The 9,038-nt window shown below is 39.9% G+C and carries 11 protein-coding genes; all 11 read right to left on the bottom strand.

Going from position 1 to position 9,038, the window contains the following annotated elements; translation table 11 throughout:
- Positions 1 to 27: 27 nt before the first annotated feature.
- The 11 genes from AB1498_09060 to ndhC all read right to left on the bottom strand — a co-directional run bounded on the left by AB1498_09060 (position 28) and on the right by ndhC (position 8,552).
- The gene (locus AB1498_09060) at positions 28 to 552 is read right to left on the bottom strand and encodes a hypothetical protein (GenBank protein MEW6088438.1); all 525 of its coding nucleotides are present in this window, start codon (positions 550 to 552) and stop codon (positions 28 to 30) included.
- Between the two features lie 100 nt (positions 553 to 652).
- Positions 653 to 2,143 carry a proton-conducting transporter membrane subunit gene (locus tag AB1498_09065; protein ID MEW6088439.1) on the bottom strand — a complete coding sequence of 497 codons (1,491 nt, stop codon included), beginning with the start codon at positions 2,141 to 2,143 and terminating at the stop codon, positions 653 to 655.
- Positions 2,144 to 2,162: 19 nt separating this feature from the next.
- The gene (locus tag AB1498_09070; GenBank protein MEW6088440.1) at positions 2,163 to 3,662 is read right to left on the bottom strand and encodes a proton-conducting transporter membrane subunit; all 1,500 of its coding nucleotides are present in this window, start codon (positions 3,660 to 3,662) and stop codon (positions 2,163 to 2,165) included.
- Between the two features lie 4 nt (positions 3,663 to 3,666).
- Positions 3,667 to 3,969 carry an NADH-quinone oxidoreductase subunit NuoK gene (gene nuoK / locus AB1498_09075; protein ID MEW6088441.1) on the bottom strand — a complete coding sequence of 101 codons (303 nt, stop codon included), beginning with the start codon at positions 3,967 to 3,969 and terminating at the stop codon, positions 3,667 to 3,669.
- A complete protein-coding gene (locus AB1498_09080) occupies positions 3,966 to 4,481 on the bottom strand; it encodes an NADH-quinone oxidoreductase subunit J (GenBank protein MEW6088442.1) in 516 nt (171 codons plus the stop codon). Before AB1498_09080 ends, nuoK begins: the two co-directional genes overlap by 4 nt.
- Positions 4,478 to 4,951 (bottom strand): NADH-quinone oxidoreductase subunit I, encoded by a 474-nt coding sequence (locus tag AB1498_09085; GenBank protein ID MEW6088443.1) that lies wholly within the window; start codon positions 4,949 to 4,951, stop codon positions 4,478 to 4,480. The genes AB1498_09080 and AB1498_09085 overlap by 4 nt, the downstream gene beginning before the upstream one ends.
- A 3-nt stretch (positions 4,952 to 4,954) precedes the next feature.
- On the bottom strand, positions 4,955 to 5,908 hold the full coding sequence (gene nuoH, locus AB1498_09090) for an NADH-quinone oxidoreductase subunit NuoH (protein ID MEW6088444.1): 954 nt from the start codon (positions 5,906 to 5,908) through the stop codon (positions 4,955 to 4,957).
- 47 nt (positions 5,909 to 5,955) lie between these two features.
- Positions 5,956 to 7,128, bottom strand: a complete 1,173-nt coding sequence (gene nuoD / locus AB1498_09095; protein ID MEW6088445.1) for an NADH dehydrogenase (quinone) subunit D — start codon at positions 7,126 to 7,128, stop codon at positions 5,956 to 5,958.
- Between the two features lie 99 nt (positions 7,129 to 7,227).
- The gene (locus AB1498_09100; GenBank protein MEW6088446.1) at positions 7,228 to 7,698 is read right to left on the bottom strand and encodes an NADH-quinone oxidoreductase subunit C; all 471 of its coding nucleotides are present in this window, start codon (positions 7,696 to 7,698) and stop codon (positions 7,228 to 7,230) included.
- Positions 7,699 to 7,734: 36 nt separating this feature from the next.
- On the bottom strand, positions 7,735 to 8,211 hold the full coding sequence (locus AB1498_09105) for an NADH-quinone oxidoreductase subunit B family protein (protein ID MEW6088447.1): 477 nt from the start codon (positions 8,209 to 8,211) through the stop codon (positions 7,735 to 7,737).
- Positions 8,202 to 8,552 carry an NADH-quinone oxidoreductase subunit A gene (gene ndhC / locus AB1498_09110; GenBank protein ID MEW6088448.1) on the bottom strand — a complete coding sequence of 117 codons (351 nt, stop codon included), beginning with the start codon at positions 8,550 to 8,552 and terminating at the stop codon, positions 8,202 to 8,204. The genes AB1498_09105 and ndhC overlap by 10 nt, the downstream gene beginning before the upstream one ends.
- Between the last annotated feature and the right edge of the window lie 486 nt (positions 8,553 to 9,038).

Consider the following 9,038-nt stretch of genomic DNA (forward strand, 5'->3'; position numbering starts at 1 on the left):
AAACGGCTTAAACGGTTTAAACAATTTTCAATGATGTTCTTCTTCCATACCTGAAAGGCCGTAAGAAAGCATAAGAACACCTAAAAAAATTTTAAATATAAATCTAAAATATCCAAGGGCTAAATTTTCATGAAAACCCGGTATTAATTTAGCTTTTTCCACATCTATATAACCAAACAATGCAGGGACCTGTTCGCCAAAAAAAACAAGCCCCGCTATAAGCACCAAAAGAAGCGGTTTTAACACCGGCTTTTCTGATTTATGCTCCAGGTCATTTGGTTTTTCGGAACCTGCTTCATAGAATTCAATATTTTTCTTGTTTTCTTCGTGTTTTCTTGTGTTTTTATTCTTCCTTATTTCTCCAAAAACAATCGCACCCACAGCTATTAAACCCGCCCAGTTTAAATAATATATTAAAGGCGTCCCGGCTTCTTCATGATGAACGCTTTGGCCCTCAATACCCGCGTGTTCACTCTCTTCTCCTTTTATTCCAACGGAAAAAATTGAAATTAACGCTGTTAACAATATGACAACATATTTTATTCTTTTCACCAAGCTCTTCCTTATCATAAACTTATTTTTAGAAAATTCTCTACTTTAAAATTATAATTCCCCGTTTTACCCCACCTTTCCACATTAGGAAGGGCTGGGTTCATAAAGGAAAAAACCCTTTCGCGATATTCTGGCAGATGTGGACTGCTATTGACGGCGCCACACCGAAAAACAAAATAAGCCCGCCTAAAATAAACATAGGTACAAGCATTATCAGGTTCGGGTCTTTTTTAACCGATGTATCAGCCGTTTCCCCGAACCACGCCCCGATAACTATCGGAGAATAATATACTAAATTCATTAAACTGCTTAAAAGAAGGACTGATAATGAAATAATGCCTGTGCTGGAACCGTATACTCCCATCTTTGACGCGTCCAACGCACCTAAAGCCAGGAACCATTTGCTTACAAAACCGTTAAAAAGCGGGAGCCCGATAATTGACGCGGCGGCAAAAGTAAACATTAAAGTTGTCTTCGGCATTATTTTCCCTATACCTTTTAAATCATTCAGCTGCCGTTTTCCTGTTTGATATATATAAGCTCCCGCGCAGAAGAACAAGCACCCTTTAATCAACGCGTGGTTAAAAATATGCAGTAATGCCCCTTCCAGGCCACTTTTTGTCAGAAGTGTCAGCCCCATAATAACATAACCGATTTGCGATATGCTGGAATAAGCAAGCATTTTTTTTATCTCTTTCTGGGTAATCGCGGCCGCTGAACCGTAAAAAATACCCGCGAGCCCCAGGATCAAAACACAATTTATCATAAACACATGATCCCGAGACAAAAATTCAGTGCCGAAAATATTATATATTGTCCTGAAAATCCCATAAGCACCCGCTTTAATCATAACCCCGGAAAGAAGCGCCGATGCCGGGCTCGGCGCAATCGGATGCGCGCTCGGGAGCCATATATGAACAGGCCATAAACCCGCTTTTACTCCAAACCCGATAATATATGCCCAAAAAATAAATACTATAAGAGGCGAAGACTGCAGTTCTGTTATGCCTAACCTGTTTAAATCTCCGTGCCCGGCAACAGAATATGTTGAAATGATGGCAAAGAGCAGGAGCAGCCCGCCAAAAATTCCCATAAAAAGATATTTCAAGCCGGTCCGGATCGCCTCCTCGCTTTGTTCATGGAACACAAGAACAGACGAGGCTACTGTAAGCAATTCAAAAAATAAATATAAACTGAATAAATTCCCGGTAAAAACAACCCCGAGCATCCCCGCGAAAGAAAGTGACGAAAATATATTAAACCTTCTCTCTTCATGCTCCTTTTTCATATACTCAATGGAATAAATAGAAGCCAACACCCATAAAAAAGACGCGATAAACGCAAAATAAAAACCGATTAGGTCCGCTTTAAAATGAAGCGGAGGCCCAAGCCCCGTATCAAATAAAATTTCTAAAATTTTCCCGTCAATAACAACAGAAGGAAACATTCCTATTATGCATAAAAAGCTTGTGATATGCGCTATGCATGCGACCAAATAATGTTTTTTGTTTTCAACAATAGGCCTGATTAAAATAGACAATATCGGGACAACAATTGCAATTACCGGTAAATAATTAAGTGATAGAGACATAAAATGCCCCCTTCCTTTCTTAAAAAGCTTTGGACAGCAGTTCTGCCACCGTAGCTTTTGATAATTCAACAGGAACCGAACCAAATAATCCAAAAGTCAAAGATAACAATGTAACAACACCAATCGGGACCAACATATTAACGGGTGCTTCCCATTTTTGTTTATCCACTTTGTATTTCTTGGGGTCATATTCTATTTCTTTGCCAAAAAACGCCCAGAGTATGGGAGGCAGAAAATATCCCAGTTCAATTATACTGCTTATCATATAAACAATTGCAAGTATAGGCTGTCCTAATTTCAAATAACCTTCAACCATATTCCATTTACTTATCCAGCCGGCAATCGGCGGCAGACCGATTATACCTATAGAGCCGATAGTAAAACCAAGACAGGTAATCGGCATTTTTTTAGCTAAACCAGACATGTCTTTTAGATCAATTTTCCCTGTTTGTTTAATTATTGTCCCCGCTGAATAAAATAAAGTGATTTTCATGACCGAATGATAAAAAATATGCAAAAGCGCGCCCATAAAAGCATACGGGTGAACCGACGCGGCGCCGAGAATAACATAGCTCAGCTGATTCGTGGTAGAATATGCAAGCATTCTTTTTATCTGTTTCTGTCTTAACGCGATTAGTGCCGCACTTATAATCGTCATCGCGGCAAAAAGGGCCAGAATAGTATCCATCTGGAGGGCCTGGAATAACTGGGGCCCAAAAATATTATAAATAACCCTTATTATTCCGTAAATACCCATATTTACCACCGCCACAGCATGGAGGAGAGCGCTGATCGGCGTTGGCGCCACCATTGCCCGCGGGAGCCACGCATGCAGGGGCATAATAGCGCCTTTTACGCCAAAGCCGGCCATAAAAAGGAAAAACATAAGATATAAAACCCATTTTGGCGCCAAAGCTAAACCGGGAATCCCAAAATTAGTAAAAGTCAGGTTCCCGTCCGCATAATAATAAAGCAAAAGCATTCCGGCAAAAATAAGGGCGCCGCCCCCCAAAAGATAGGCCCCGTACATTACACCGGACCGCCATGCCTCATCGGTCTCCTCATGTATTACAAGGGGATAAACCGTGCAGGTCAGAAGTTCATAAAAAACGAATAACGTTAATAAATTGGCTGAAGTAACAATACCCACGGCAACACCTAAACAGGATGTCAGCGCGGTATAATACCGTGTCTGGCAGTGTTCATCCGCCATATACCCGTAAGAATACGAAACAGTAAATATCCATAAAAACGTAACAATGATAAGCATTAAAAGAGCAAAACAGTCGATGCGGAATTGTATTATGAAAGGCGGCCTGTTTAAAAATTCAAAAAAGAACCTTTTTCCATCCAGTACCTGGGGAACCAGCCTCGCTATTAAAATAAATAAAACAACCGCGGGAAGCATAGTAAAAAAGTTGCGTAATAATTTATTTTTTTCGCCGAAAAACACTACAAGGCCGGTACAGATTACAGGGAAAATAATAAATACAGGAATCATTAGGTTGTTTTTTTCCATTATCCTACCATTTCATTAAATCAGCTTTATCGCTGTCAATGATATTTTTGTTTCTATAAAATGCAATCAATATGCCAAACCCTACCGCAGCCTCTGCCGCCGCAACCGCCATAACAAATATTGAAAGAATCTGCCCGTCTAATGAGTCATAATAAGACGAAAAGGCCACTAAATTAATATTTACCGCATTCAGCATAATCTCCACGCACATAAAAAGAAGAATTATGTTCCGCCTGATTAAAAAACCAATCAGGCCGATTACAAATAAAATTGCGCTTAAAATAATAAAATAAAATAAAGGAATCATTTTTTGTCCGCCTTTTTAGCTAAAACAATAGCCCCAATCATTGCAATAAGCAAAATCAGCGAAATAACCTCAAACGGGTATAAATATTTTGTATACATAATTTTTGCAATATTGTAAGTCATGCCGCCCGAGCTGTTTACTTTTTCAACGGAATAAATATCTTTCATCCCGGCATAGTTCGCCTTTGAAAGAAAATACATGATTTCCGCAAAAAACAAACAACCCGCGCCTATGATAAAAATTTTAGGCAGGTTTTCTATATCATCAGTTGTTCCTTTTCTCATATTTATCATCATAATAACAAAAATATAAATAACGATGATTGCGCCGGCATAAAGAAAAATTTGCATTGCGGCAACCAACTCAGCCCCTGTTAAAATATAAAGACCCGAGGTCGTAAAAAACAGCAAAACCAGGGAAAGCGCGCTGTGAACAACATTTTTGCGGCTGATAACCATCAATGCCGCAAAAATTGAAGCTATTGAAAAAATAAAAAATAAAACATGCCTCACTGTTTATCTTTTCCTTTCCCTGTATTTTCCTTCTGTTTGACTTCGCCGATTTTTAAAAGCAGATTCTTATTATATAATAAATTTTTCTTGTCATAAACAGCTAATTCGAAACGGTCGGACATGACAATAGCGCTTTTGGGACAAACATCCGCGCATAAACCGCAAAACGCGCACCGGCTGATATCAACCTCATATTCATCTATCCGTTTTTGGTTCATTTCCCCTTTTGACGTAACCATATGGATAACGCCATTCGGGCAAATTTTTACGCATAACGAACACCCCACACAGCGTTCATTACCTGTATCTAAATCACGCATCAATGTATGCAGCCCCCGTGAAGAAGGCGGCAAAACAGGTTTTTCAAAAGGATAAAGCCTTGTAACCGGCTTGACAAAAATATGCTTAAAAACAATACCCATTCCTTTTAAAAGTTCCAATAAAAATATTTTTTCTAAAAAGTTACCCATATTTTATCCAAAAATAACTATCCCGATACTTGTTAACCCCAAATTAGCCAAAGCAAGGGGGAGGAGGAATTTCCATCCAAGCTCCATTAGCTGATCATAACGGTACCTGGGGAATGTCCCTCTTACCCATATATAAAGTATCAGGAAAGCATAAACTTTTATCATAAACCATACAGGCCCTGAGAAAAACGGCCCATACCATCCTCCAAAAAATAGAATGGCGGCCAGGGTGGAGGTCGTAAACATATTCATATATTCCGCCAGGAAAAACGCGACAAATTTAAACCCGCTGTATTCAACATGAAAACCGGCCACTAATTCTGTTTCCGCTTCAGGCAAATCAAAAGGGACACGGTTGGTTTCTGCCGCCGCGCAGACTATAAAAATAAAAAATCCTACGGGTTGGAAAAGTATATACCATGCGGATTTCTGGGCTTCAACTATATCTATCAAATTTAACGACCTTGCCATCATCACCGGGCCAAGAACCGCTAATCCCATCGGCACCTCATAACTTATCAATTGAGCTGTTGACCGCAGGCTGCCTAAAAAACCATATTTACTGTTCCCGCCCCACCCGCACGTGGCTATCCCATACACTCCCAGCGAACCCAGCGCAAGCAGATAAAGCAATCCGATATTTAAATTAGACGCGTATATGTTTTTGCTGAAAGGAATGGCGGCAAGGCACATTACCGCGGGCAGGACCGACATAACGGGGGCCATAATAAAAACAATCTTGTCAGCCGCCGCGGGTATAATATCTTCCTTGATAACACATTTAAGGATATCAGCGATCGGCTGTAACAACCCGTGAAAACCGGTATGCATTGGACCTAAACGCCCCTGCATATGGCCTAATACCTTTCGTTCCACCCAGATAATGTAAGCAACGCAAAACATCAAAACGAAAGTAAAAATTATTAAAGACTTTACTATTAAAATCAAAAGAGGCACATTAACTCCTGTAATTTATTTGTAGGGGCAGACCTATCTGTCTGCCCCTACCTGTCAATCTCTCCCAATACTATATCGATACTTGCGATAAACGCGACCATATCGGCAATCATTGCGCCTTTAGACATAAAAGGCAGTATTGCCACATTAAAAAAAGACGGCGTTCTTATTTTCATACGATAAGGTTTTGATGTCCCGTCGCTGTAAATATAAAAACCCAGTTCTCCTTTAGGCACCTCAACACTTGAATAAACCTCGCCTTTTGGAGGAATAATCCCCTCCATAATTAAATAACAATATTGAATAAGCGCTTCCATGCTTGTAGAAAGGTCAGCCTTGTTGGGCCGCGTAATCCGTGAATCCTGGATTTTTATCGCACCTTCCGGCAGTTTTTCCAGTGCCTGGCGGATAATCTTATTACTCTGCCTCATTTCTTCCATCCTGACAAGATACCTGTCATATACATCACCGACCATCCCAATCGGCACTTCAAAATCAATCTGGTCATAAGCCGCGTAAGGCTGTGCTTTCCGGACATCATATTTCACACCTGACCCGCGCAGCGCAGGCCCTGTTAATCCATAATTAACCGCTTGTTCCGCTGTAATTATCCCGATTCCCTTTGTCCGTTTCAGCCAAATCCTATTTTTGGTTAATAGATTCTCATAATCCTGAATCTTATCGGGAAACATCTTTATAAAATCATTAAGCTTGTCAATAAATTCCTGATTTAAATCATTGCGGACACCACCAATTTCCATACAACTAGTGGTTAATCTTGCCCCGCAATAAATCTCAATGAGATCTAAAACCAATTCCCTTTCACGGAAACAATAAAGAAACATACTCATCGCGCCTAAATCCAACGCGTGCGTGGCCAACCACACCAGGTGGCTTGAAATCCGCGCCAATTCTGAAAGTATGACCCTGATAAATTTAGCCCTTGGAGTAACATCAATACCAAGCAGTTTTTCGACTGACTGAACATAAGCCAAATTATTGGCAGGGGCGGAAATATAATCCAGCCTGTCTGTATACGGCTGGAATTGGGTATACATTAATCTTTCGGCGATTTTCTCTATCCCCCGGTGCAGGTACCCGATTTTAGGGTCCACATCGAGAATAGTTTCTCCTTTTAGGCGCAAGGTAAGCCTCAACACTCCATGCGTACTGGGGTGCTGAGGCCCCATTTCAAGAATCATTTCATCCTGTAAAAACATAATACTCCTGCTTTAATACCGTAAATCGTTAAATAAAAAACGTTAATAGTAATTTTTTTTCTCTTCACGCTTAACATTTTACGTTTCACGATTTACGTTTTACAATTCTTCCCCGTTTATTGGAAACTCTTTCCTTAACGGATACCCTTCAAAATCTTCCGGCATTAAAAGCCTTTTCAAATTAGGATGGCCTGAAAACTTTATTCCGAACATATCATAAACCTCCCGTTCGGCCCAATTCGCGGATTCCCATAAACAGGTAAGCGAAGGCACAACTAAATCATCCACACCAACATTCACTTTTACAAAAATCCTTTTGGACTGGGATATCGAATATAAAATATACACTACTTCAAACGGAATATCTCTATCAGGAAAATCAAGTGCCGTTAAATCCACTAAAAAACTAAAATCCAATTCCGGAGTTTCTTTCAAAAACTTACAGATATCAACAATAGATTTTTTATCTACTACCGCTGTCCACTCGCCGCGGAAAGAATAAACATTTTTTACCGCGCCGGGAAAACGCTCTTTTATCTTTTCTATAACTAAATTTTTCTCTTGTTCCATAATTTGTACGGGCGATGTTACCTTGCCCCTGCTTTTCTATTTTTTTGCAATCGTCTCTTTTTCAATTTTTTTCTGAAGTTTGAAAATACCGTAATACAAAGCCTCCGGGCGGGGCGGGCATCCCGGAACATAAACATCCACCGGAATAACTTTTTCCACACCCTGTAATACGCTGTATGTTTTGAAAATACCGCCGCTTATGGCGCAATTACCCATCGCTATTACATATTTGGGCTCCGGCATCTGGTCATAAAGATGTTTCACAATAGGCGCCATTTTTTTTGTAACGGTCCCCGCTACAATCATTACATCCGACTGTCTCGGTGTCGCCCTGAATATTACTCCGAACCTGTCAAAATCATAATGGTCGCCTCCCGCGGCCATCATCTCGATTGCACAGCAGGCCAGCCCGAATGTAGCAGGCCATAAAGAACGGGTGCGCGCCCAGTTAAATAATTTATCCACAGAGGTAATTAAAATATTTTTTTCAAACCTGTTTTCGATTAATCCCATTCTAAGGCACCTTTCTTCCACGCATACCAAAAACCGACCAAAATAATTAAAATAAATATGGCCATTTCTATTAAACCAAATAACCCGAAATCCCTGAAAATTACCGCCCACGGGAACATAAACGCGGTTTCCACATCGAATAATACAAAAATAATTGCTATTAAATAATATTTGATTGAAAAATATCCATGCGCGTCTTCGGAAGGCAATATTCCGCATTCATAAGGGGTGAGTTTCTCCGGCGTGGGCTTGCTCGGGCGTAAAACATATCCCGCGGTAAACATAAGGGCCACAAAACCCAGGGCTATTATCAAGAAAATAAGAACTCCGGTATAATCCATAATTACTCCAAAATATCCCTATTTTATTTTTTTAAATTCTATCACACAAAGGCGGTTAAACACAAAACCATTAATATCGAACAAGCAAAATAATCAGTTAAATGGGCATTTTATATCCCTAAATGGATATATTGAAGAGCCGGCAAGTTTCAATCTTTCAAATAAATGAGGGGCCGGGGAGTTTTGACCATTCATTTATTTTAATGTAGATTTCTTTTAATAATTAGAGGAACTCCAAAAGACAACAATAAAATAAAACTCGAAGGTTCAGGTATTACTGCAGTTTCAGGTATTAAAGCAGTTTTCCCGGAAGTTGAATACATATTTCCTTCATGGTCATCAAAATATGCTAAATAATCGAGGGGTCGGGGAGTTATTTTCAGCTCCCATAACCCTTTATAAGTAAAATACCGATGTTGATTACCAAAAGGAGGTAATCAACATGAAAAAACAAGTTAGCAAGCTCTCCCGTGAATGGATCAAACG

The organism is bacterium (assembly GCA_040754625.1).
Taxonomy (GTDB): Bacteria; JACRDZ01; JAQUKH01; order JAQUKH01; family JAQUKH01; genus JAQUKH01.

Bases quoted from the DNA above. Each gene is read 5' to 3' on its own strand.
- AB1498_09070 (MEW6088440.1), bottom strand. From the start codon at position 3,662: ATGGAAAAAAACAACCTAATGATTCCTGTATTTATTATTTTCCCTGTA.
- AB1498_09105 (MEW6088447.1), bottom strand. From the start codon at position 8,211: ATGGGATTAATCGAAAACAGGTTTGAAAAAAATATTTTAATTACCTCT.
- AB1498_09100 (MEW6088446.1), bottom strand. From the start codon at position 7,698: ATGGAACAAGAGAAAAATTTAGTTATAGAAAAGATAAAAGAGCGTTTT.
- nuoK (MEW6088441.1), bottom strand. From the start codon at position 3,969: ATGATTCCTTTATTTTATTTTATTATTTTAAGCGCAATTTTATTTGTA.
- ndhC (MEW6088448.1), bottom strand. From the start codon at position 8,552: ATGGATTATACCGGAGTTCTTATTTTCTTGATAATAGCCCTGGGTTTT.
- nuoD (MEW6088445.1), bottom strand. From the start codon at position 7,128: ATGTTTTTACAGGATGAAATGATTCTTGAAATGGGGCCTCAGCACCCC.
- AB1498_09085 (MEW6088443.1), bottom strand. From the start codon at position 4,951: ATGGGTAACTTTTTAGAAAAAATATTTTTATTGGAACTTTTAAAAGGA.
- AB1498_09065 (MEW6088439.1), bottom strand. From the start codon at position 2,143: ATGTCTCTATCACTTAATTATTTACCGGTAATTGCAATTGTTGTCCCG.